The following is a 21,981-nucleotide window of genomic DNA, read 5'->3' as shown; positions in this document are numbered from 1 at the left end:
TACCGCCGGTACGCAACCCAGCAAACCCCTGCGGCATAACCACAACCCACCCCGTCAAGCACCCAGACCAGCACCAACAGGATGAAAAAACCCCACTGAGGCTGCGCAGGAGCTTGCCGACGCGCAAGCCACCCTCAGTCAGGCAGTCCAAGGCTTCGACGCCGAGGAACCGGGTCTCGCGCTCCGAGGGTTCGCCGAGGCCGCCGCAGAGATCGAGCAGTTCATCGGCGTGGTCTAAGGCATCGACCGGATGGCCAGCAGTTATCGAGACAGCCTCGGCGTCACGAAGGAACCAGCATCTCCGGCAAGCACGCCCAAAACGGTGCCTCGCCCGCTGGCACCCACCGCCGAGGACAGGCTCCGCGCCGGGCTGCCGCCACCGATTCGGCCCGGTGACCGAGGTCGGAAGACACATGGGAACTGGTCCGCCGGCGGGGAGGCCCAGCCAATCGCCAGCGGTTGGGATGGGATGGCCGAGGCCGCCGAACGCCAGCTCGATGCCCTCGACATCCCGGTCACTCCCGTCACGACCACCCACGTGGAGACGAAACTCGCCGCACACATGGCGGAGAACGGCATCCCCGACGCCGCGGTGGCCATCAACTACACCTCCTGCGAAGGGCCGTTCGGATGTGACACCCTCGTCCCTGCGCTCCTGCCGAAAGGCTCGACGCTCACCGTGCACGGCACACTGCCCGACGGCACCAAGACCACCGACATCTACCGAGGAGGAGCCACCCCGTGGTGGAAGCAGTAGACGCCTGGTTCGACTCGCCAGCCCAACGACCGGTAGTCGTGCACACTGCCGCGGAGCTGGACGCCGTGCTGGACCAGGTCGCGGAGATCGGCGGACCGCGCATCGTCCAGTTTCATGTCCACGGCGAACCCCGGCGGGGCCTGCTCGACGTTGGTTTGGATGCGGAGCGCGAACGCGGAGTCCTCCACTACGCCGGAGGTGAACACCGCAAGGGCTGTTACAGCCTCAGTGCCGAAACCGCATCGGAGGCACCGATCTACTTCAGCATGGGCGGCGCGTCCAACGAGTTCCCGGCCAATGCGGAACTCCCGCTCGCCGATGTTCGGCGGGCTGCCCACGAGTTCATGGCCTCCGGTGCACGCCCGGTCGCCATCGACTGGCAGCCGCGCGGCTGATCAGTGCGCCTCTCCGCCGACGGGGGCGGGCGAGACAAGGCGTGTCCGAGCCGCTGCGGGCGCATGTGACCGCCGATCGCGCGCTGGGCCCTGCTTTACGTGAGAACATGCCGCGCGTCGGAGAGTAGGAGTGCCGGACTGTTCGGAAGAGTAGTCCGCATGAGCCTGATCGAACGGCGTGTGCCGAGGCTGGCGCGATGGTGGCGTGGGCGTCGGGGAACGTGGTGGTGGGCGATCGTCGTGATCGTCGTCCCGGTCGCGATCGTCGCGGGGACCGCAGTGACGCTGTTGCTGAGCCTCGTCGACGCCGGTGATCCGAAAAACCGGATCGAATTGATCAAGACCGGGCTGACTGTCGGTGCCGGGACCGGCGGCGTGGTGGCGCTGGTGCTGGCCGGACGGCGGCAGTGGTCCACCGAGCACGACGCTGCCGAGCGTCGGATGACCGAGCTGTACGTCAAGGCCGTCGAGCAACTCGGGTCAGACAAGGCCGCAGTCCGGCACGGCGGCCTCTACGCACTGGAACGGGTCGCTCAGGACAACCCCGACCACCGACAAACCGTCGTCAACGTGTTGTGCGCCTACCTCCGCGGCCCGTTTACCCTGCCCGGCGAGCAGCGCCCGCGGCAGCGGCGCGGGATACGCCGCCCCCTCGCCCCGGCGCCCCGTGGCGGCGTCTCCTCTACGCCGCAAACCGGCCAGACCGAGAACCCCACCGTCGCCGAACTGGACGACGAGGCTCGGCAAGAGCGGGAGGTCCGACTTACAGCCCAACGCATTATCGCCGCCCATCTCAAGCCTGGTAAAGATAGTGATCATCCGGTGGACACGTTCTGGGCTAACCTCGACCTCGACCTCACCGGCGCCACCCTCATCGACTTCAACCTTGACGACACCCACCTCCGAACAGGGACCTTCGCCAACACCGTCTTTATCGGCGACACCTGGTTCTTCGCGGTGAACTTCCAGGAACAGGCCGACTTTACTGACGCCAGCTTCGTCGGAGACGCCGAGTTCATCGGTGCCAGATTCGCCGGATATGCTTGGTTCAACGGAACCAGCTTTGCCGAGGAAGCCTGGTTCAGCAACGCACGCTTCACCCAGGACACCCAGTTTCGCAAGGCCCGCTTCACCGGGGACGCCCGGTTCAACGGGGCCAGCTTCGCCGGATATACCACATTCAGCGACGCCAGCTTCACCAAGCATGCCGATTTCAACGAGTCCAGCTTTACCAAGCATGCCGCTTTCCTCGGGACCAGCTTCGCGGGGCGTGCCCAGTTCATAGAGGCCAGCTTCAACGCAGGCGTCCAGTTCAACGGGGCCAGCTTCAAGGGGGCCAGCTTCAAGGGGGCCAGCTTCAACGGGGACAACTCCGCCAGGGAGACCGGCTTCAGCACGGACGCTAGCTTCATCGGGGTCAGCTTCACCAGCTGGACCAGCTTCGCCAGAGCAAGTTTCGCCATGGACGCCAGGTTCAGCAAGGCCAGATTCACCAAGGACACCCAGTTCACCGATGTCACTTTTGTTCGGAAGCCGGACCTCAGCGACGCCGTGTTCGAGTTGGGCATGCCTGAGTCACTGCGGGCACATGTGGCGGAAGCCGATGACCCCGACCGGGCTGGAGCCGGATGAAGCACCTGACGAGACCTGTCAAAGCTGAGCAGTAGCGCGGTCGTATTCAGGATGCACCGCCAACTGCGAGCAGGGGGGCTGATCCACGTGGGGGAACTCGTGGGAACAAGCCACTCGTTCACGCACCCGGGAGCAGGTTGGTGCGCGGCAACGCGCGCAGTTGACAGCGAAAACATGCAGGCGAGAAGGTGCCTCCGTAGAAATACCAGGTCAGCACGCCGGAACTCAGCAAGGGACCTTTGCTAACGTCCGTTGGCTCACCAACAGTTAGCGTGCTAAGCAACGTTAGTAAAGGTCCCCTGCTCCCGGCCGCGGCGGGGTCAGGCGGATTCGGGGAGGGCGTCTCCGGCGTCGCGGCTGTCGATGTCGCCTGCTTCGCCCGCGCGGGCGGCGCGGCGGCCGAGGACGAAGACGTAGGTCAGGAAGGCGAGTTCGACGACGGCGCCGATGCCGATACGTGCCCAGGTCGGGAGGACGGACGGGGTCACGAAGGCCTCGACGATCCCGGACACCAGCAGGACGCAGGCCAGGCCGAGCGCGATGACCACGACGGAACGTCCTTGCCGGGCGAGCGCGGCGGAACGGGAGCGGCGTCCGGGGTCGATGACGGTCCAGCCGAGTTTCAGGCCGGTTCCGGCGGCGATGAAGACGGCGGTCAGTTCGAGCAGGCCGTGCGGGAGGATGAGGCCGAGGAAGATGTCGCCGCGCCCGGCCGCGGCCATGAGCCCGCCGCCGACGCCGACGTTGAGGGTGTTCACCCACAGCGCGCCGATGACCGGCAGGCCGAGCACGACGCCGAGGAAGAGGCAGGTCGCGGCGACCCACGCGTTGTTGGTCCACACCTTCGCGGCGAACGAGGCGGCGGGGCCGGTGGAGTAGTACGCCTCGTACTGGCCGCCGGGCGCGGTCATCGCCTTGAGTTCCTCCGGGGTGACCAGCGTGGCGCGCACCTGCGCGTCCCCGGCGATCCACACGGCGAGCACGGCGCCGAGCACCGTGCAGACGAGCGCGGCGGGGACCCACCAGCGCCGGCTGAGGTACACGGCGGCGGGGAACCGCTGGGTGAAGAAGAGGGCGACTTCGCGCCAGGCGGGGTTGTGTGATCCGGCGACAGCCGATCGGGCGCGGGCGACGAGGCCGGAGAGCCGGGCGAGCAGCGCCGGGTCCGGTGCGGACGAGCGGATGATGGACAGGTGGGTGGCCGTGCGCTGGTACAGCGTCACCAGCTCGTCGGCCTCGGCGCCGCTGAGCCGCCCGCGCCGGCGGGTGAGTTCGCCGAGCCGGGTCCATTCGGCGCTGTGCGCGGCGACGAACACGTCGACATCCAACGGGCACCTCCCAATCCTGGCCCCAGCCTAGGCCGCCCGGCGCGAGGTGTGCACGGGTGGCGTGACTGTCCACTTCGGACGATCTGCCGGGCGGGAGCGCGGCTGCACTAGGCTGGGCGTCGTGGAAGAAGAGTCCGAGCTGGTCACCGGGGAAGCGGTGGTGCTGGACCTGCGGGTGGCGAAGCTGGCCAGCCGCGGCGTGGCCATGCTGCTCGACGTGCTGGTGCAGGGCGCGCTGCTGGTCGGCGCGATCATGCTGGTCGTGTTCGCCCTGCCGGTGGACGACGCGTCGCTGGGGGTCACCCTGATCCTGGTGCTCTTCGTGCTCGTGATGATCGGCTATCCGGTGATCTTCGAGACGCTGACCAGGGGCAAGTCGCTCGGGAAGCTCGCGCTGGGGTTGCGGGTGGTGCGCACCGACGGCGGCCCGATCCGGTTCCGGCACGCGCTCACCCGCGCGCTCGCCGGGTTCTTCGTCGACTTCTGGGCGCTCGGTTTCCTGGGTGCTGTGGCGGTGATCGTGTCGTTGACGTCGTCCAACGGGCGCCGGGTCGGCGACTTCCTCGCGGGGACGGTGGTGATCCGCGAGCGGGTCCCGGACAGCGGCCAGGCGGGGATCATGATGCCGCCGGGCCTGGAACCGTGGGCGGCGCAGCTGGACCTGAGCAGGCTGCCGGACGAGCTCGCGCTGGCGGTCCGCCAGTATCTGGCCCGGTACACCGAACTGCGGCTCGAGGCGGCCGAGGCGCTGGGGTACGGCCTCGCGCAGCAGGTCGCCGAACGCATCGGGACGCCGGTTCCGCCGGGGATGCCGCTCTGGGCGTATCTGTCGGCGGTGCTCGCCGAACGCCGGAATCGCGACCACGTCCGCGCGATGGCCGCCGCGCCCGCGCCGCAACCCGTGGCGCCGCATTCCGGCTACGGTCCGGCCTACCCGCAGCCGTATCCGGCGCCGCAGCCTTTCGCACCGCAGCCCGGCTATGGCGCGGCGTATCCGGCGCCGCAACCTTATGGCGCACCGGTGGGCTCATGGCCTCCGGCCGCTCCGCCGCCTCCCGCGCCGATGCCGGGTGCGTCGAGTGCCGAACCACCCACCGCGCCACGGCCCGCCCAGCCCGAATCGGCCCCGCCGCCGGTCGAGAACCCCTTCACCCCGCCCAGCTGACGCTTTTCTGTCGGTCCCCGCCCGTACTTTGTTTGGTAGGGGGCCTCAGGCTGTCCTGAATCTTCCGTTCATTCCTTCAGCGGTCCGTGAATGCCACATTGAGGTTTTGTCGGTTGCGGTCGACATGGGCGACAGCTGGTGCGGCTTTCGCGCTGGTCGGCGACGTCGTGAATGGTCCATTGGGGACGTTCAACGCCGTCGATGTCCCCTTCGCGACACTCCAGGGCCGGGTCCCATGTCCCGAACGCGCCGTTCGGGACGTTCACCGTCCCCAACGGAGCTTTCGCGACACCGACACCGCCGCGAGCCCGCCCCACGAGCCCCATCAGTCACCGACGTCACCCGACCACCTCGAGGAAACACCCCAGCGAAGCCAGACCCGCCCCTTACCGTGAATGCCACGTTGAGGGAACTCAATGTGGCATTCACGGACCTGCTGCGGCGGAGGGGTCACGAGACGTCGCCGGAGGCGGAGTTCCAGGTGTTGCACTGCTGGTTCCGGTTCGTCGTGGCGCCGTGCTGCCACCACGCGATGTTGTGTTTCGCGGTGCCGTGGTCACGTTTTCCGTTGCGCGAGTAGTCGTCGCCGCGGTTTTGCGCGTTCCACGCCTCGTTGTAGACGTTCTTGTCGACCGAGCCGCCGGATACCGAGGCCGAGCCGAGGAACATGCCCGAGAAGCACTGCGCCTGCAGCTCCATCCGGCGCGAAAGTTCCAGTCCCGCGGCGGAGTCCGCGCCCGCGTCATAGCGTTTGTCGCCGTAGGCCTCGGAAATCCCGGACAGCGCCTGCACGTGGTGGCCGTATTCGTGCGCCAGGATGGACAGGTACGGCCCGGGATGGTTGCCCCAGGTCTCGATCTCGATGCGGTTCATCGGCATGTAGATCGTGTTGTTCGTCGGGCAGTAGAACGGGGTGACCCCCGTGGACGTTCCGCCGCTCCCGCACGGGGTCGAGGATTCCGAGATCGACGCGGGCACCGAAAGGTGCGGAGTCGAGAACGGGAGGTTGACCGCGGACAGCATCTTCGACCACATCGCGTCGAGGCAGCCGATGCCGGACTGGAAGAACCTCTGGACGCTGCCCTGGTCGGTGGCCCATCGGCTCAGCGAGCACGGGACGTTCTGCAGCCCGTAGTTCGCCTGTGCGAAAAGCGGGTTGTCGCCCAGCTTCGCCACCGATCGCGGTCCGGTCTGGGTCGGTGCCGTCGAGCGGGTTTCGGTGGTGCGCGAGCTGCGCGTTCCGGTGCTGCGGCTGCTGCTCGGCGTGCTTGACGACGTCGTCGAGTACGACGAAGAGGAGTACGTCGACGTGTCACTGTAGGACGAGTACGTGCTGGAGTAGCCCGCATCGGCGACGTGGCGGGTGCTGCCACCCAGCAGCGCGATCGCGGCGACGAGCCCGCCGCCCAGGGCGACGACGCCGATGAGGGCGATCGCGACGATCACGCCGGTGTTCGACTTCTTCGGCTGGTACGGCGCGTACGCGGGCGCGAAGCGCTGCCCGAATGGTTGCGGCGCAGGGTATCCCGGCCCGAAACCCGGGCCGGCAGGCGGTGGGGGAGGCAGCGGACCGGCCGCGGGTGGCGGCATCGGACGTCCGGGTGGGGGCGGGACCGGACGGGCCCCCGGACCACCGCCGGGGCCGGGTCCGCCGTACCCAGGACCACCGCCGGACCCGGGACCGCCAGACCCAGGACCGCCGCGAGACCCGGGACTGCCCGGCCCAGGTGCGCCGCCGAACCCGGGACCACCAGACCCAGGACCACGACCACCGGACCCAGGACCACCGGACCCAGGACCACCGGACCCAGGACCACCGGACCCAGGACCAGTGGACCCAGGACCGGCGGGTGGCAGCGGACGGGCCCCCGGCGGCGGCAACGGGCGCGCACCCGGCGGCGGGAGCGGCGGGCGGCCACCCGGCGGGGGCACCGGCCCGCGCCAGGGTCCCTGCGGGCCGGGTGGCTGTGTCATCGTGTGGAACCCCCAGTGCTCATGCTCCGTCAAAAGCGGCGGACCTGCTGAAATCTCGCCGATCCGGGCGTCAGCATAGATCGAGTGCTCTAGGGTGTGGTGCTGTGTTGAGGAATTGGGGTGTGGCGATCGCCCTGGCCGCCGGAGTGGCGCTGCTCGGCGCCCTGCCCGCCGCCGCGCAGCCGCCGGGCAACGGACTTTCGGACGTCGACACGGCCGGCCCGTCCGCCGGTCCCTCACTGCCGAACCTGCCTGCCGAGCAGCTGCAGAAACCGCAGCTCGCCGGGGGTGTCGTGCCCGGTCTGGAGCAGCCGCCGCCCCAGGGCACGAGCGCCGAGGTCGCCCTCAAGCTGCTGCGCGACGGCGCCGTGTCGGTCACCGAAAAGGTGACTGTCCCAGGTGGACAGCAGGTCACCTCGCGGGTGCCGCTGCGGGTGTCGGCGAGCGACGACCAGGACCGCGTGTTCGCCGTCCGCGACGTCAAGGCCGAGGGCGCCGCGACCGGTGCGGTCGAGGGGGACCAGCTCGTGCTGACCTTCCGCGGCGGCGAGTCCACCGTGAGCTACACAGTGGACGGTGCGATCGCCGACGTCGGCGGCCAGCAGCAGTTCCGCTGGCAGGCCGCGAGCGGCTGGGACGCCCCGGTCGCGCGGATCACCGTCTCCTTCATCGCGCCCGTTCCCCGGCTCTCGCCGATCGACTGCTTCGCCGGCCCGATCGGCTCCAGCCAGCGCTGCACGCTGGCCGAACTCGACCACACCGGCGTCGTTCGGGTCGAGCAGAACGACATCCGGGCGGGCGACCGCGTCGATCTGCTCGTCGGGCTGCCGCCGGGCACCGTGCCGGTCAACGCGAAATTCGCCGAGGTCGGCCTGCTCGCCAACGCCTTCGCGCTGACCCCGCTCACCGGCATCGTCTTCGCGATCCTCGTCCTGCTGCTCATCGCGGGCGCGCTGTACGTCTGGCGGCTGCGCAAGCGCGACGCCGGGGCGCTCGCCGCGGGCACCGGGCCGGTCGAGGTCCTGCTGCGCGACGGCGACCGTGTCTTCTTCGCTTCGCCCGACGGCGTGCTGCCCGGCCAGGTCGGCACGGTCGTGGACGAGACCGTCGACGTCGTCGACATCAGTGCCACGGTCGTCGACCTCGCCGTGCGCAACTACCTGTGGCTGGCCGAAGTTCCCGGGCCGAACGGCCCGGATTGGCAACTGTCCCGGCGCAATCCGCCGGACGAGCACCTGCACGACTTCGAGCGCGCGGTGTACGAGACATTGCTGCCTGAGGGCACCGATGCGGTGCTGCTCTCCCAGCTGCGTTCGCGTGGCGGGCTGGATCTGCGCCGGATCAGCGACGCGATGTACAGCGACGTCGTGTCCAAGCGCTGGTTCTCCCGGCGCCCCGATCTCAGCCGCACGCGGCTGACTTGGCTCGGTGCGGGCGTTTTCGCGCTCGGGCTCGTCGCCACCGCGGTGCTCACCTTCACCCTCGGCCAGGCACTGATCGGTGTCGCGGTCGCGCTCGCCGGGCTCGCGATCGCCGCGGGCGCGGGGCTGCTGCCCTCGCGGACCGCACGCGGCCGGGCGCTGGTGGGCCAGGTTCGCGGCCTGCTCGACTACCTGCACACCGCGAAGGCCGAGGACATCCCGGCCGCCGACCGCGAGATGGTCTTCTCCCGCTCGCTGCCGTACGCGGTGGTGCTCGGCGACACCGAGCGCTGGCTGGGCACGTTCGCCTCGCTCAACCCCGGCGCGGACGGCGCGGCCGGGCTGTACTGGTTCGGTGGCCTGGAATCCGAACAGGATCTGCGCCGCTTCGGCGCGCACTTCCCGTCGTTCCTGACCGCGCTGGACGGGCTGCTCGCCGAATCGGGCCAGTTCCGCGCCCCCGCGGGGACGCGCTGAGCCCGTGACCGCCAGGCCCGGCGTGCTCGCGGGGGTCGCCGCGCTGCTGCTCGCGTTCACCCCCGCCGCGTCCGCTCAGGACCAGCCGGACCAGCCGCCGCTGCCCGGACTGCCGCAGAGCGCCGAGATCCAGCTCAAGCTCCAGCGGGACGGTTCGCTGTCGGTCGCCGAGGCCATCTCGGTGCCGAACGGCGCCACGATGAACCGCCGGGTACCCCTGAAAACGCCCGCCGCGCACCATCGCGACCGGGTCTACCGCCTGCGCGACGTCGTCCTGGAGGGCAGCGGATCCGCGCAGCTCGACGGCGACGTGTTCACCGCGCACCTGACCGAGGGCACCTCGATCCTCCGGTACACAGTGGACGGTGCGGTGTCCGCGGACGAGGGCGGCGTCGAGCACGTCACGTGGCCCCTCGCCGGCGGGTGGGACACCGAGCTGAAGCTTGTGCGCGCTTCCTTTGCCGCGCCAAGGATCCCGACCGCCGTCGACTGCGTCGCCGGGCCGGATGGTTCCGGCACGCACTGCGGCGCCGCGCAGATCGACCACGCCGGGCTGACCCGGTTCAGTCAGCAGAACCTCCCCGCCGGGCAACGGATGTCCGCGACGGTGGAGCTGCCACCAGGCACCGTGCCCGCGAACGCGAAGCTCGTGCCGTCGGCGACGATCGGCGGCGCGTTCGTCCGCACGCCGCCGGTGATCGCGGCGTGGTGGGGTTTCGCCGCCGTGCTTGTCGTGGCGGCCGTACTGGTGTGGCTGACGCGCCGTCGCGACGCACGGCCCGGCGAGCCGCTGCCGGTCGAGCTGCTCAGCCCGGACGGCGAGTTCGCTTCGCCGGACGGGGTGCTGCCGGGGCACGTCGCCACCGTGACCACCGGCCGGGCGAGCCCCGTCGACCTGGCCGCCACCGTGCTCGACCTCGTCGTGCGCAACTACCTGTGGGTGAGCGCCGAGGACACCGGCTGGCGGCTCACCCGCCGCAACCCGGCCGACGAGCATCTGACCGTCTTCGAACGTGCGGTGTTCGCCGTGGTGCTGCCGGACGGCGAGGATTCGGTGACGCTGGCCGAGTTGCGCCGCCGCCGCATCGACATCGGCCAGGTGCGGGACGCGCTTCACGCCGACGTCGTCCGGAACGGCTGGTTCTCCCAGCCTCCTTCGCGGCGGTTAGGACGGCTCGGACGGGCGGGGATCCGGGTCGTCTTCTACGGCCTGTTCCTGACCGTGCTGCTCGCGTTCACCGTCGGTTACGCGCAGCTCGGCGTGATCGTCATGCTCGCCGGGGCGGCGGCGGTCGTGGCGTCGGCGCTGCTCCCCGCTCGGCGGTCGAGCGGACGGCTGCTGCGTCGCAGGCTGTGCGGGCTGGGCGAACGGCTCGCGCTGACGACGGCGAAGTCGCTCGCGAAGCCCGAGCGCGAGCTGGTGTTCTCGCGCGGCCTGCCGTACGCGCTCGCGCTGGGCGAACTCGGGGCGTGGACGTCGATCTTCGCCGAGCTCAAGCATCCGCCGCCGCTCTACTGGTGCGAAGCCGAGGTCCCGATCGGGCGAGCGGGGGAGTTCGCCGCGGCGCTCGCCGGGGCGTTCGCCGCGGCCCGGCGGGGCAGGCTCTTCACCGACGCCGGTTCGACGGGATAGCCGCGAGCCTTCTGTCGGTCCTTGGCCGTAGGGTGGGGCCATGGCCGATCCCGAGCTCGTCCGCTTCACCATCGACAACGGCTTGCGCGTAGTGCTCGCGCCCGACGCGACCGCGCCCGTTGTCGGCGTCAGCGTGCACTACGACGTGGGCTTCCGCTCCGAACCGGAGGGGCGCACCGGCTTCGCGCACCTGTTCGAACATCTGATGTTCCAGGGCAGCGAGAGCCTGGAGAAGCTCGCCCACTTCCGGCACGTGCAGTCCAGCGGTGGCACCTTCAACGGGTCCACCCATCCGGACTACACCGACTACTTCGAGGTGCTGCCCTCGGCCGCGCTGGAGCGCGCGCTGTTCCTCGAGGCCGACCGGATGCGCGCGCCGAAGCTGACCAAGGAGAACCTGGCCAACCAGATCGACGTGGTGAAGGAGGAGATCCGCCTCAACGTGCTGAACCGGCCGTACGGCGGGTTCCCGTGGATCCTCCTCCCGCCGGTGCTGTACTCCACGTTCCCCAACGCGCACAACGGATACGGTGGCTTCGAGGACCTGGAGCAGGCCACCATCGAGGACTGCGCGGCCTTCTTCGACACCTACTACTCGCCGGCGAACGCGGTGCTCACCGTGGCGGGCGACTTCGAGGTCGGCACGGCCCGCGCGCTGATCGAGAAGCACTTCGGCGACGTCCCGCACCGGCCGGCCCCGGTACGGCCCTCGTTCGCCGAGCCGCTGCCCACCGGCGAGCTGCACGGCGAGCACCTCGACCCGCACGCGCCGTTGCCCGCGCTCGCGGTCGGCTACCGGATGCCGGACCCGATCAACGACGTCGAGGGTTATCTGGCCCACCTCGTGCTCGCCGGGGTGCTCACCGACGGCGACGGATCGCGGCTGCAGCAGCGGCTGGTACACCGGGAGCCGCTGGTCGTCGACATCGGCGCGGGCGCCGGCCTGTTCGGGCCGTTCGAGGCGCGGGACCCGGACACGTTCACCATCACGGTGATTCACCCGCACGAGGTCTCCCGGGAGCGGGTGCTCGCCGCGCTCGACGAGGAACTGGAGAAGCTGGCCGCGACACCGCCCGGCGAGCAGGAGCTGAAGAAGGTCACCGCGCGCTGGGCGGCGAGCCTGCACTCCGAGCACGACAGGCTGGTGTCCCGCACGCTCGCGCTGGGCGCGTTCGAGCTGCTCTACGGCGACGCCTCATTGGTGTACCGGCTCGCGGACCAGATGTCCGCGGTCACCGGCGAGGCGGTGTCGGCGGCGGCGAAGGCGCTGCGGCCGGACGCGCGTGCGGTGCTGGTCATCAAGCCTGCCAACGGCAATGGGGCTAACGGGAATGGGGAGCAGCAGTGAGTTCAGCTACGCATCGCAGCGCCGAGGAGATCGGCCGCACCCCGCTCGGGCCGCGTCCGCTGCCCGCGCTCGGCGAGCAGCGCGCCGCCGCCGATCTGTCCCATGTGGACACCACGCTGGCCAACGGGCTGCGGGTGCTGGCCGTGCGCAAGGCGACCGTGCCGCTGGTGGAGGTCCGGCTGTGGATCCCGTTCGCCGGTGAGGACCGGCTGCACCCGGCGACGGCCGAGGTGCTGGCCGAGACCCTGCTGACCGGCACCGGGCGGCGCGACCGCATCGAGATCGACGCCGAGCTCGCGCTGATCGGCGGCGACCTGTCCGCGGGCGTGGACCCGGAGCGGCTGGTGGTGTCCGGTTCCGCGCTGTCGTCCGGGCTGCCGACGCTGCTCGACGTGCTGGGCGACGTGCTGACCGGAGCGTCCTATCAGGACAATCAGGTCGAGCGGGAACGCGAGCGGCTGATCGAGCGCATCGCGGTGTCGCGGACCCAGCCGCGCACGATCGCGCGCGAGGCGTTGCAGAAGCATCGTTACGGCGACCACCCGGCCACTCGCGAGGTGCCGCAGGCCGAGGACGTCGCGGTCGTCGTGCCCGAGCAGGTGCGCGCGCTGCACGCCGCGTCGGTGCTCCCGCGGGGTTCGGTGCTGGTGCTCGTCGGGGACATCGACCCCGAGGGTGTCATCGGCGAGCTGGAGCGGGCGTTCGGCGGCTGGGCTTCGGACCGCTCCGCCGTCCGGCTCCCGGCGCTGCCCGACCTGACCGGCGGTGACGTGCTGCTGGTGCCGCGTCCCGGCGCGGTCCAGTCGCAGATCCGGCTGTCCGCGCAGGGCCTGCCGCGCACGGATCCGCGCTACGCGGCGCTGCAGCTGGCGAACCTCACGTTCGGCGGCTACTTCTCCTCGCGGCTGGTAGAGAACATCCGTGAGGACAAGGGATACACCTACAGCGCGCACTCCGGCTTCGAGTTCACCGACGGGACAGCGGTGATCAACGTCGACGCGGACACCGCGAGCGACGTCACCGCCGCGGCCCTGCTGGAGACCCGGTACGAACTGGGCAGGCTCGGCCTGGTGCCGCCGACCGCCGAGGAGTTCGAGTCGGTGCGGCAGTACGCGATCGGCTCGCTGCTGACCTCGACGTCCTCGCAGACCGGGCTGGCCGGGCAGCTGCTCGCGCTGGCCACCACCGGGCTCAGCGCCGAATGGCTGGCCGAGCACCCCGCGCGGGTGGCCGCCGTGACCGCCGACGACGTGGCCGCCGCGGCGCTGGAGTTCTTCGCGCCCAAGCGGTTCACCGGCGTGGTCGTCGGGGACGCCGACCTGCTCGCGCCGAAGCTCACCGCGCTCGGCGACATCACGGTGGGCGAGTCGGCGTAATGACCGCTCCGTTCCGCCTCGGCTCCTTGCCGACCTTGTCCCGGTCCACTGTGGACCGTCAGGAGTCGTTGCGTACCAACCCGGAGCGTCTGGTCCAGCGGTGGCCGGACGCCCGGGTGGTGCTGCTGGAGGACACCGGCCGCACACCGGTGCTCGAAGGCAGCAAGACCCTCGCGACCCGCAAGACCCAGGAGTTCGGCACCGAACCACCGCCGGAAGCGGCGTTCCTCGGCGAATGGGAGGGCGTCGACTACTGGTCGATGCCCGGTGCCCCGGCCGAGGGCGGCGAGACCGTGCGGATGCAGGGCAGCTGGGGGATCACCGAAGAGGTGCTGCGCGTCGACGGCGAGTTCTGGGTCGATCTGCGGGGCTACGGCGATCTGCTGGACGACACCTCGGCCGGGCTGTTCACCACCGCGCAGGCGCTGCGGAACTGGCGGCGCCAAGCCAGGTTCTGCACGAAGTGCGGTGCGCCGACGGATCTGGTGCAGTTCGGCTGGGCGAGCCGGTGCACGCGGGACGGGCGCGAGGAGTACCCGCGCACCGACGCGGCGGTGATCTGCCTGGTGCACGACCAGGAGGGCACGAACGGCGAGCACGTCCTGCTGGCGCGGCAGCCGATCTGGCCGCCGAACCGGTACTCGATCCTCGCCGGGTTCGTCGAGGCGGGGGAGTCGCTGGAGAACTGTGTCGTGCGGGAGATTCGCGAGGAGGTCGGCGTCGAGGTCTCCGATGTGCGTTATCTCGGCAGCCAGCCGTGGCCGTTCCCGCGCTCGATCATGCTCGGCTTCACCGCCCGCGCCGACAGGTCGGCCCCGCTGACCCCTGCCGACGGCGAGATCGAGGAGGCCCTGTGGGTCTCCCGCGCCGAGGTCCGCGCCGCGTTCGCGAACAGCCAGACCCGCAACGCCGCGGCGGTCCCCACCCCGATCGCGGGTGGCAAGGCGCAGCTGATCCTGCCGGGCAACTCTTCGATCGCCCGCGTCATGCTCGCCGCCTGGGCCGAAACCGAAGCCTGACACCTCCGCGGGTCCCCCACTGAGGCGCCCGAGTTCAACGTTCGCGTTGCGGTGCGTCGAGTGCTGAAGGACGCCTTCGGTGCACTGGGCGCTATGAAGGACGCCTTCGGTGCGATGAACGCACTGAAGGCGTCCTTCAGCATTTCGCCCTCACTCCACCGGAACCGGAGACAATCCGAGGGACGCCCTAGGCGCATCCACCGCACCGAGGGACGCACCCGGTGCATCCAACGCACCCAGGGACGCCCTTGTCGCAACCGGCCCCGGCCCACCGCGGTCCGGGCCCGGCCGGGAACCCGGACCCGTGGAACTCGTCCGCGCGAAAGCGGAACTCGGGCTCCCGAACGTGGGACTCGGACGCGTGAGCGGGGGACTCGCGGTGGTGAGCGGCTGACCTGGTGACCAGCGAAGCGGGAAAGTGTCCATCGGGCGGGTCCGGCTCGTGGGCAGGGCACGGAAGCGTTACCTGTCCGTTTCCGGCAGCCGTTGACGGGCTGTGCCCCGGCTCACTACAGTCCCCGGAAACCGTATGTAAAGTATCCTAATTAAGCCCGGGAGGGTGTGCGTGCGAGCCGGTAGCCCGCGGATGCTGCGCGAGATCAACGATCGCGCCGCCATCGAGGTCCTCCTCCGTGAAGGGCCGTTGACGCGGGCGGAGCTCGAAGTCGCCATCGGGCTGTCCAAGCCCGCCACCGCCCAGCTGATCGCCCGGCTCGAAGCGGAAGGCATCGTCGGCAAGGCTGGGGTGCGCGGTGGCGGACGTGGGCCGCGGGCACAGTTGTGGCAGGTCACGGGCAGTCTCGCGTACGTCGCGGCGGTCGACCTCACCCCGAAGGCCGGCGACTTCGTCATCGCGGACGTCGCCGGGCGGGTCCTGGCGGAACTGCGCGCACCGCTGCCCGCGCACGAGGGCGCGGACATCGTCGGAGAGTTCGGGAAAGCGCTTTCCGAGGCCACTCGGCTCGCCGGGCTCACCCTGCCGGACCTGGCCAACGTCGTCATCGGCGCGCAGGGCGCGTTCGATCCCCGCACCGGTCTCCTCTCCTCCGCGCCGCACATCCCCGGCTGGCTCGGGTTCGACGTGCCGGGCAGGCTCAGCGAGCAGCTCGGCGTCGAGGTCACCATCGAGAACGACGTCAACCTGGTCGCGGTCGAGGAAATGACCGCGGGCCGCGCGGCCGGGCTCGACGACTTCGTCATGGTGTGGCTGTCCGAAGGCGTCGGCGGCGCGGTCGTGATCGGACGGCGTCTGCTGCGCGGCGCGACCGGTGGTGGCGGCGAAATCGACTGGATGCGCGTGCCCGATCCCGTCTCGGTCGACACCGGCGAGGAGCGTCCTCGCGCTGGTGCTCGCTTCGGCAACCTCGTCGACTCGCCTGCGGTTGTTCGTCTCGCCGCGGTACACGGTCTCACCGCCGAGAGCGGTTGGGAGGCCGTTGCGCTGGCGCGGCGCGAAGACAGCAAGGCCGCCGACGCCTTTCTTGACGATCTCGCGCGCCGCGTCGCGGGCGGCGTCGCCAGTCTCGTGGCTGTCGCGGACCCTCAACTTGTGTTGCTGTGCGGGGAAACCAGCCGCGCCGGCGGCGAGGACTTCGCCGCACGTGTCGCGTCGCGCCTGCACGAACTCGTCCTGCCCCGCACTCCAGTCGGCGTCGCCTCGGTGGCGGGCAACGCCGTGCGCGCAGGGGCGTTGCAATCGGCGCTCGCCATCGCCCGCGAGGACGTCTTCGGCCTCAGCGCCCCCATTCTCCTCGGGCCACGCAGGCCCGGGGGAGGAGCACCCGGTGCGGCCGCGGCGCTCCCGGACACCAGCCCCACCCCGTCCCCCGCCCCGACCGATTGAGGAGGAGGGTCATGTCCCGCACGACCCGAATCGGCAGCACCGCACGGAAACGCGGCACGCTGCTGGCCTGTACCGCGGCGGCGCTCGCGCTGCTGACCACCGCTTGTTCCGGCGCCGCCGCGCCGGGTGGCGGCGGCCAGGGCCAGCCCGCCGCCGCGCCCGGCAAGGACGAAAAGCTCACGCTGACCGTCTACAGCAAGTTCACCTCGCGTGAATACGAGGTGGTCACCAAGGCGCTCGGCAAGCTCAAGACGAAGTATCCGAACATCGAGGTCAAACACGAGGGCAACCAGGACGACGACAAGATCACGCAGTCGATCCGCGGTGGCAACCCGCCGGACGTCGCGATCTCGTTCTACACCGACAATCTCGGCGCCTGGTGCTCCAACGGCAGTTTCCAGGATCTCAAGCCGTACATCGACCGGGACAAGATCGATCTGAACCAGATCCCGGACGCGGTGCGCAGCTACACGGAGTTCCAGGGCAAGCGGTGCGCGATGCCGATGCTGTCGGACGTCTACGGCTTCTACTACAACAAGGACATGTTCGCCGCGGCCGGGCTTTCCACGCCGCCGAAGAACACCACGGAACTGTTCGAGGCAGCCAAGAAACTGACCCAGTTCAACCCGGACGGGTCGATCAAGGTCGCCGGGTTCATCCCGTCGATGCCGTTCTACGCCAACATGGCGCAGTACTGGGCCCCGAACTTCGGCGCGCAGTACCTCGGCCCGGACGGGAAGTCGCATCTGGCCGAAAGCCCTGGCTGGAAGGCGATGTTCGAGTTCCAGAAGAAGCTCATCGACTTCTACGGCGGCCACCAGAAGGTGGAGCAGTTCAAGTCCAGCCTTGGCGACGAGTATTCGGCCGACCACGGTTTCCAGCGCGGCAAGCTGGCGATGATGATCGACGGCGAGTACCGCACCGCGTTCATCAAGGACCAGGCGCCGGACCTCAAGTTCGCCACCGCGCCGCCGCCGGTGCTCGACACCCTGGCCGGTCAGTACGGCGGCGGCTTCACCACCGGCACGATCATCGCGATTCCCAAGGGTGCCAAGAACGCCGGTGCCGCCTGGGAGCTGATCAAGCAGATGACGCTGGACACCGACACACTGGTGGACCTGGCGAACGGGCTCAAGAACGTACCCAGCACCAAGGCTTCGCTGACCGACCCGAAGCTGCAGCTCGGCGAGGAGTTCAAGACGTTCCTCGACATGTACGGCAGCGGCAAGCTGGTGCCGAACCCGTCGACGCCGATCGGCGACGCGCATCTCAAGGCCGTCAACGACTTCGCCGAGAAGTGGCAGGCCGGTGCGGTGCCCGATCTGGCCGAGGGACTCAAGAAGGTCGACCAGCAGGTCAACGACGAGCTGGCGCAAAAGGGTTCCGGCGGCTGAGCAGGATGACCGCGACACTTTCCGCACACACGACGGGTTCCTCGTCCGCGCCGGTCGCGGCGCGGACGAGGGCCCGCCGGGCGCGGCACCGCCGCACGGTGCTGTTGTTCATCGCGCCCGCTTCGCTGGGATTCCTGATCTTCTTCGGGTATCCGCTCATCGCCACGATCTACTACTCGTTCACCAAATACGATCTGATCAACCCGCCGCAGTTCGTCGGGTTCGACAACTACATCCGGATGTTCACCAGTGAACAGCTGATCGGCAAGGCCGCGTACAACACGCTGTGGCTGGTCATCGTGCTCACCGTGTGCCGGGTGGTGTTCTCGCTCGGTGTCGCGTCGGTGATCTCGCGGCTCAAGTCCGGTGTCGGATTCGTCCGCACGCTGTGCTATCTGCCGTCGCTGGCACCGCCTGCCGCGGCGACGCTGGCGTTCGTGTTCCTCTTCAACCCGGAATTCGGTCCGGTGAACCGGTTCCTGCGGCTCGTCGGGATCGACGGCGGGCTGTGGTTCAACGATCCCGCGATGTCGAAACCCGCGCTGACGCTGCTGGCGTTGTGGGGCTCCGGCGAGCTGATGATCATCATTCTGGCGGCACTGCTGGACGTGCCGCAGGAACAGTACGAGGCGGCGGAGCTCGACGGCGCCGGGCCGATCCGCCGGTTCTGGCACGTCACGCTGCCGTCGATCTCGCCGGTGCTGTTGTTCGGCGTGGTCAATTCGATCATCTATGCGTTGCAGTTCTTCACGCAGGCGATCGTGGCGGGGTCCGCCGCGTCGGGCACGGCCGACGTCGCGGGCAACACCAAGTTCATCGGCGCGCCGCAGAACTCGACGCTGACCTACCCGCTTTGGTTGTACGTCCAGGGTTTCCGGTACTTCAACATGGGTTACGCGGCGGCGATGGCGGTGCTGCTGTTCATCGTCTCGGCCGGGTTCACGTGGTTGCTCGTGCGGCGGTTCCGTAAGGGTCAACATCAGGAGGAATCCGGATGACGACGATCTCCGAAGTGGCGCCCGCCTCGATTCCACCGCGAGTACGGGTGAAACGCAATTGGAACAAGAAGCTGTTCTGGATCGCCAACCACGCGCTTGGCATCGCCCTCGCGGTGATCTTCGCGGCGCCGGTGGTGTTCGTCGTGCTCACCGCGGTGATGAAGAGCGACCAGGCGATGTCGTCGAGCCTGTGGCCGACGGAATGGCACTTCGAAAACTTCGTGAAGGTTTTCAAGGACGCGCCGTTGCTGCAGTACTTCGGCAACAGCATGCTGTATTCGAGCCTGGCCACGATCGGTGCGCTGGTCTCCGCGATTCCGGCGGCTTACGCGCTGTCGAAACTGCGCTGGCGCGGGCAGAACCTGTTCTTCATGCTGACCGTGGTGGCGATGATGCTGCCCCCGCAGGTCACCATCGTGCCGCTGTACGACCTGTGGGTGCGGCTCGGGCTCACCGGGACCCTCGTTCCGCTGGTCGTGCCGTACTTCCTGTTCGACGCGTTCTCGATCTTCCTGCTCCGCCAGTTCTTCGTCACCATTCCGAAGGACTACATCGAAGCGGCGAAGATCGACGGCTGTAACGAGTTCCAGGCGATGGTGAAGGTGCTGGTGCCGATGGCGAAGCCGGGGATCGCGGCCACCGCGATGTTCTGCTTCCTGTTCACCTGGAACGACTATTTCGGTCCGTTGCTCTACACCGGTGAGAACAAGGACCATTGGCCGCTCTCGCTGGCGATCGCGTCGTTCCGCGGGATGCACCACGTCGAATGGAACCTGACCATGGCGGCGACGGCGCTGATCATGGCGCCGGTGATCGTGTTGTTCGTCTTCGCGCAGAAATCCTTCGTCAAGGGTATTACGTTCACGGGAGTCAAGGGATGAAGCTTGCGGTCGTCGGCGGTGGTTCCACCTACACGCCGGAGCTGATCGACGGGATCGCCGGTCGGCGGTCCACTTTGGACGTCGACGAGATCGTGCTGATCGACCCCGACGCCTACCGGGTCGAGGCGGTGGGCGGGTTCAGTCAGCGGCTGCTCTCGCACGCCGGGCACCCGGCGCGGGTGAGCACGACGGGGAACCTGGAGGAAGGCGTCGACGGCGCGTCCGCGGTGCTGATCCAGCTGCGGGTCGGCGGACAGCGGGCGCGACGGAACGATGAGACGTTTCCGCACGTGTGTGGCTGTGTCGGTCAGGAAACGACGGGCGCGGGTGGGCTGGCGAAGGCGCTGCGGACCGTGCCGGTGGTGCTCGACATCGCCGAGCGGGTCCGCAAGGTGGCGGGCGAGGACGCCTGGATCGTCAACTTCACCAACCCGGTCGGGATCGTGACCCGCGCGCTGCTCAACGAGGGGCATCGCGCGGTCGGGCTGTGCAACGTGGCGATCCACCTGCAGCGGACCTTCGCGAAGCTGCTCGGCGCGGGCACCGACGACGTCCGCCTTGTCCACACCGGACTCAACCACCTGAGCTGGGAACGCGGCGTCCTCGTCAACGGCGTCGACCGGCTGCCCGAACTGCTCGGTGAGCACGCGGAGTTCCTGTCGGAGCACGTCAGCGCGCCGGTCGAGTGGATGCGGCGGATGAACGTCGTGCCGTCGTACTACCTGAAGTACTACTACGGGCACGATGAGCAGGTGACCAAGCAGCGCACGGAGCGGCCTCGCGCGGAAGTCGTCAGCGACGTCGAGGAAGAGCTGCTGAAGGTGTATCTCGACGAGGAACAGGTGACGAAGCCGGAGCAGCTGGAAAAGCGGGGCGGTGCCTACTATTCCGAGGCCGCGGTGCAGCTCGTCCACGCGCTGACGGCGGGCGGGCCCGCGGAGGAACACGTCGTGAACGTCCGCAACGAAGGCACGTTCCCGTTCCTGCCGGACGACGCGGTGATCGAGGTCCCGTCTACTGTGGACGCAAACAGGGCGAAGCCGATCGCACAGGCGCCGGTGGAGCAGCGGTTCGCCGGGCTGATGGCCGGGGTGACGTCGTACGAGCACCTGGCGCTGGAGGCGGCGTTGAAGGGCGGCCGGGACCGGGTGGCGGACGCGCTGCTGGCACATCCGCTCGTCGGCCAGTACACGAAGGCCGATCAGCTCGCCGACTCGCTGGTGCGCATCAATCGTGAGTTCCTGCCCTGGGCACACGCATGACGGCGGTGGGTGTCGCCGAGGTGATCGTGGCGATCGACGGGGGGAACAGCAAAACCGAAGTACTGGTGATTTCCCGGGACGGTGTCGTGCTCGGGAAGTCGCGGGGGCCCGGCGCGTCGCCGCAGAGCGTCGGTGTCGATGGATGTGTTGCGGCGCTTGAGGATCTCGTCGTCGAAGCGCTGGGTTCCGCGGGGCGTCCGGTGGCGAAGCCGTTCGCCTTGCACACTTCGGCCTACCTCGCCGGGCTGGATTTCCCGCGTGAGGAGGAGGCATTGCACGCGGCGTTGTCCGCACGCGGCTGGAGCGACACGCTGACCGTCGGCAACGACTCGCTCGCGTTGCTGCGTGCGGGGAGCGAGGACGGCACCGGGGTCGCGATCGTCTGCGGGGCCGGGATCAACGGCGCCGGCGTCGGGCCGGACGGCCGGGTATACCGTTTTCCGGCGCTGGGCAAGGTTTCCGGTGACTGGGGCGGCGGCTACCGGCTCGGCGAGGAGGCGCTGTGGTGGGCGGTGCGCGCGGAGGACGGGCGCGGTCCCGGGACCGCGCTGCAGGACGCCGTCACCCGGTACTTCGGGGCCGAGACGCTGCTGGAAGTGGTGCAGGGCCTGCACTTCGAGGAAATTCCGGCTGCTTCGATCCACGGGCTGTGCCCGCTGCTGTTCGAGGTCGCGGCGAAGGGGGACGAGGTCGCTCAGGACGTCGTCGCCCGGTTCGTCGACGAGGTCACTGTGATGGTCGCGGTGATTCTGCGGCAGCTGGAGCTGACGATGTCGGCGCCGGAGGTGGTGCTCGGCGGCGGCGTGCTCACCGGCGTCGGCGCGGAGGTGATCGCGGAGATCGAGCGGCGGTGCCTGAAGGTGGCGCCGAAGGCCGTGGTCCGGGTCGTCGACGTCGATCCGGTGGTGGGTGCGGCCTTGTTCGGGCTGGACACGCTGGGCGCGCCGGCGTCGGCGAAGGCGGCGTTGAAGGCGGCTACCCAGCGGGCGTGGGGGGGAGGGGTGTTTAGGGTGGAGTTATTGGGGGAGAAGCCCCCGAACGGCGCCCTCGGGGGGGGGGTGTGAGGCAACGAAGTGTT

At 69.4% G+C, this 21,981-nt stretch carries 17 protein-coding genes; 15 read left to right on the top strand and 2 right to left on the bottom strand.

Annotated elements, in window-relative coordinates; genetic code table 11:
* Positions 1 to 250: 250 nt before the first annotated feature.
* The 3 genes from ACFWY9_RS41575 (at position 251) to ACFWY9_RS41565 (ending at position 2,784) form a co-directional block, all read left to right on the top strand.
* Complete coding sequence (locus ACFWY9_RS41575; protein WP_378329834.1) at positions 251 to 757, top strand: DddA-like double-stranded DNA deaminase toxin; 507 nt, start codon at positions 251 to 253, stop codon at positions 755 to 757.
* Entirely contained in the window at positions 742 to 1,152 is a 411-nt protein-coding gene (locus tag ACFWY9_RS41570) for an Imm1 family immunity protein (protein WP_378329835.1), read from the top strand. The genes ACFWY9_RS41575 and ACFWY9_RS41570 overlap by 16 nt, the downstream gene beginning before the upstream one ends.
* A gap of 159 nt (positions 1,153 to 1,311) precedes the next feature.
* Positions 1,312 to 2,784, top strand: a complete 1,473-nt coding sequence (locus ACFWY9_RS41565; RefSeq protein ID WP_378341474.1) for a pentapeptide repeat-containing protein — start codon at positions 1,312 to 1,314, stop codon at positions 2,782 to 2,784.
* 320 nt (positions 2,785 to 3,104) lie between these two features.
* Here ACFWY9_RS41565 and ACFWY9_RS41560 read toward each other — a convergent pair whose 3' ends face one another.
* A complete protein-coding gene (locus tag ACFWY9_RS41560) occupies positions 3,105 to 4,112 on the bottom strand; it encodes a stage II sporulation protein M (RefSeq protein WP_378341473.1) in 1,008 nt (335 codons plus the stop codon).
* A 121-nt stretch (positions 4,113 to 4,233) separates the two neighbouring features.
* Here ACFWY9_RS41560 and ACFWY9_RS41555 point away from each other — a divergent pair, with 121 nt between their 5' ends.
* Positions 4,234 to 5,277, top strand: coding sequence for an RDD family protein (locus tag ACFWY9_RS41555; RefSeq protein ID WP_378341472.1), 1,044 nt, complete (start codon positions 4,234 to 4,236; stop codon positions 5,275 to 5,277).
* A 450-nt stretch (positions 5,278 to 5,727) separates the two neighbouring features.
* Here ACFWY9_RS41555 and ACFWY9_RS41550 read toward each other — a convergent pair whose 3' ends face one another.
* A complete protein-coding gene (locus ACFWY9_RS41550) occupies positions 5,728 to 6,867 on the bottom strand; it encodes a neutral zinc metallopeptidase (RefSeq protein ID WP_378341471.1) in 1,140 nt (379 codons plus the stop codon).
* A 512-nt stretch (positions 6,868 to 7,379) separates the two neighbouring features.
* Between ACFWY9_RS41550 and ACFWY9_RS41545 the strand changes: the two genes are divergently transcribed.
* From ACFWY9_RS41545 to ACFWY9_RS41495, 11 genes are all read left to right on the top strand, one after another.
* Positions 7,380 to 9,149 (top strand): DUF2207 domain-containing protein, encoded by a 1,770-nt coding sequence (locus ACFWY9_RS41545; RefSeq protein ID WP_378341475.1) that lies wholly within the window; start codon positions 7,380 to 7,382, stop codon positions 9,147 to 9,149.
* 4 nt (positions 9,150 to 9,153) lie between these two features.
* Positions 9,154 to 10,782 carry a DUF2207 family protein gene (locus tag ACFWY9_RS41540; RefSeq protein ID WP_378341470.1) on the top strand — a complete coding sequence of 543 codons (1,629 nt, stop codon included), beginning with the start codon at positions 9,154 to 9,156 and terminating at the stop codon, positions 10,780 to 10,782.
* A gap of 40 nt (positions 10,783 to 10,822) precedes the next feature.
* On the top strand, positions 10,823 to 12,130 hold the full coding sequence (locus tag ACFWY9_RS41535) for a M16 family metallopeptidase (protein ID WP_378341469.1): 1,308 nt from the start codon (positions 10,823 to 10,825) through the stop codon (positions 12,128 to 12,130).
* Positions 12,127 to 13,506, top strand: a complete 1,380-nt coding sequence (locus ACFWY9_RS41530; RefSeq protein WP_378341468.1) for a M16 family metallopeptidase — start codon at positions 12,127 to 12,129, stop codon at positions 13,504 to 13,506. The genes ACFWY9_RS41535 and ACFWY9_RS41530 overlap by 4 nt, the downstream gene beginning before the upstream one ends.
* Positions 13,506 to 14,525, top strand: coding sequence for an NAD(+) diphosphatase (gene nudC / locus ACFWY9_RS41525; protein ID WP_378341467.1), 1,020 nt, complete (start codon positions 13,506 to 13,508; stop codon positions 14,523 to 14,525). Before ACFWY9_RS41530 ends, nudC begins: the two co-directional genes overlap by 1 nt.
* Positions 14,526 to 15,111: 586 nt before the next feature.
* Complete coding sequence (locus ACFWY9_RS41520; protein WP_378329852.1) at positions 15,112 to 16,368, top strand: ROK family transcriptional regulator; 1,257 nt, start codon at positions 15,112 to 15,114, stop codon at positions 16,366 to 16,368.
* An 11-nt stretch (positions 16,369 to 16,379) separates the two neighbouring features.
* Positions 16,380 to 17,762: an ABC transporter substrate-binding protein gene (locus tag ACFWY9_RS41515; protein ID WP_378329844.1), complete on the top strand. Its 1,383-nt coding sequence runs from the start codon at positions 16,380 to 16,382 to the stop codon at positions 17,760 to 17,762.
* Positions 17,763 to 17,767: 5 nt separating this feature from the next.
* Entirely contained in the window at positions 17,768 to 18,760 is a 993-nt protein-coding gene (locus ACFWY9_RS41510; RefSeq protein ID WP_378341466.1) for a carbohydrate ABC transporter permease, read from the top strand.
* Entirely contained in the window at positions 18,757 to 19,641 is an 885-nt protein-coding gene (locus tag ACFWY9_RS41505; protein WP_378341465.1) for a carbohydrate ABC transporter permease, read from the top strand. The genes ACFWY9_RS41510 and ACFWY9_RS41505 overlap by 4 nt, the downstream gene beginning before the upstream one ends.
* On the top strand, positions 19,638 to 20,903 hold the full coding sequence (locus tag ACFWY9_RS41500) for a 6-phospho-beta-glucosidase (RefSeq protein ID WP_378341464.1): 1,266 nt from the start codon (positions 19,638 to 19,640) through the stop codon (positions 20,901 to 20,903). The genes ACFWY9_RS41505 and ACFWY9_RS41500 overlap by 4 nt, the downstream gene beginning before the upstream one ends.
* Complete coding sequence (locus ACFWY9_RS41495; RefSeq protein ID WP_378341463.1) at positions 20,900 to 21,967, top strand: N-acetylglucosamine kinase; 1,068 nt, start codon at positions 20,900 to 20,902, stop codon at positions 21,965 to 21,967. Before ACFWY9_RS41500 ends, ACFWY9_RS41495 begins: the two co-directional genes overlap by 4 nt.
* The last annotated feature ends 14 nt before the right edge of the window (positions 21,968 to 21,981 follow it).

This window comes from Amycolatopsis sp. NPDC059027 (assembly GCF_042739735.1).
Lineage (GTDB): Bacteria > Actinomycetota > Actinomycetes > Mycobacteriales > Pseudonocardiaceae > Amycolatopsis.
Note: the sequence above shows the minus strand (reverse complement) of the source record. Positions and strands in the feature narration are given on the sequence as shown.

Bases quoted from the DNA above. Each gene is read 5' to 3' on its own strand.
- ACFWY9_RS41575 (WP_378329834.1), top strand. From the start codon at position 251: ATGGCCAGCAGTTATCGAGACAGCCTCGGCGTCACGAAGGAACCAGCA.
- ACFWY9_RS41565 (WP_378341474.1), top strand. From the start codon at position 1,312: ATGAGCCTGATCGAACGGCGTGTGCCGAGGCTGGCGCGATGGTGGCGT.
- ACFWY9_RS41550 (WP_378341471.1), bottom strand. From the start codon at position 6,867: ATGCCGCCACCCGCGGCCGGTCCGCTGCCTCCCCCACCGCCTGCCGGC.
- ACFWY9_RS41535 (WP_378341469.1), top strand. From the start codon at position 10,823: ATGGCCGATCCCGAGCTCGTCCGCTTCACCATCGACAACGGCTTGCGC.
- nudC (WP_378341467.1), top strand. From the start codon at position 13,506: ATGACCGCTCCGTTCCGCCTCGGCTCCTTGCCGACCTTGTCCCGGTCC.
- ACFWY9_RS41520 (WP_378329852.1), top strand. From the start codon at position 15,112: ATGCTGCGCGAGATCAACGATCGCGCCGCCATCGAGGTCCTCCTCCGT.
- ACFWY9_RS41515 (WP_378329844.1), top strand. From the start codon at position 16,380: ATGTCCCGCACGACCCGAATCGGCAGCACCGCACGGAAACGCGGCACG.
- ACFWY9_RS41510 (WP_378341466.1), top strand. From the start codon at position 17,768: ATGACCGCGACACTTTCCGCACACACGACGGGTTCCTCGTCCGCGCCG.
- ACFWY9_RS41505 (WP_378341465.1), top strand. From the start codon at position 18,757: ATGACGACGATCTCCGAAGTGGCGCCCGCCTCGATTCCACCGCGAGTA.
- ACFWY9_RS41500 (WP_378341464.1), top strand. From the start codon at position 19,638: ATGAAGCTTGCGGTCGTCGGCGGTGGTTCCACCTACACGCCGGAGCTG.
- ACFWY9_RS41495 (WP_378341463.1), top strand. From the start codon at position 20,900: ATGACGGCGGTGGGTGTCGCCGAGGTGATCGTGGCGATCGACGGGGGG.